Here is a 659-nt window from a genome sequence, read left to right as displayed (position 1 = left end):
GCCCTCGGTGCCCTCCTCGTCGGATCAATCATCGGCGCCATCGCCGCAGTCTCACGCAAGTGGGTTAACGAAGTCATCATGCGCATCATGGACGTCATCATGGCGGTTCCTGGCATTGCAATGGCTGCCGTCATGGTCCTCGTGTTCAGTAAACGCCTGGACGTAGACAACGTAGGTGGCATCGTCGCTGTCATCGTTATCGCAATTGGTTTCGTCTACACGCCCCAAATTGCACGCATCGTCCGCGCAAACGTCATGAGCGCCTACGGAGAAGACTATGTGCGCGCAGTTATCGTTTCCGGTGCGAGGGCCCCATGGATCGTGACCAAACACGTTGTGCGCAACACTGCGGCACCCGTCCTCGTGTTCGCAACCGTCCTTGTCGCCGACGCGATCATTCTAGAAGCCTCTCTTACCTTCATCGGTTCGGGCTTGCAGCCAACCATGGTCCCCACCTGGGGTAACGTGCTTTCCGAAGCCTCATCGTCCGGCTCAATCCTGGCGGGCATGTGGTGGACTGCAACATTCCCCGGCATCATGATCATGCTAACCGTCCTTTGCCTCAACATCCTGTCCGAAGGCATCACGGACGCAATGGTTGCCGCCCCCGCATCCAGTCAGAAAGTTCAGGCGGTTTCCGGTGAGCGAAAGGAAGACCG

1 protein-coding gene is annotated in these 659 nt (G+C 58.0%); it reads left to right on the top strand.

Annotated elements, in window-relative coordinates:
• A partial coding sequence (locus HMPREF1627_RS01725; protein WP_034500582.1) for an ABC transporter permease occupies window positions 1–659 on the top strand: 659 nt, incomplete at both ends.

Source organism: Actinomyces sp. S6-Spd3 (genome assembly GCF_000758755.1).
Taxonomy (GTDB): Bacteria; Actinomycetota; Actinomycetes; order Actinomycetales; family Actinomycetaceae; genus Pauljensenia.
Note: the sequence above shows the minus strand (reverse complement) of the source record. Positions and strands in the feature narration are given on the sequence as shown.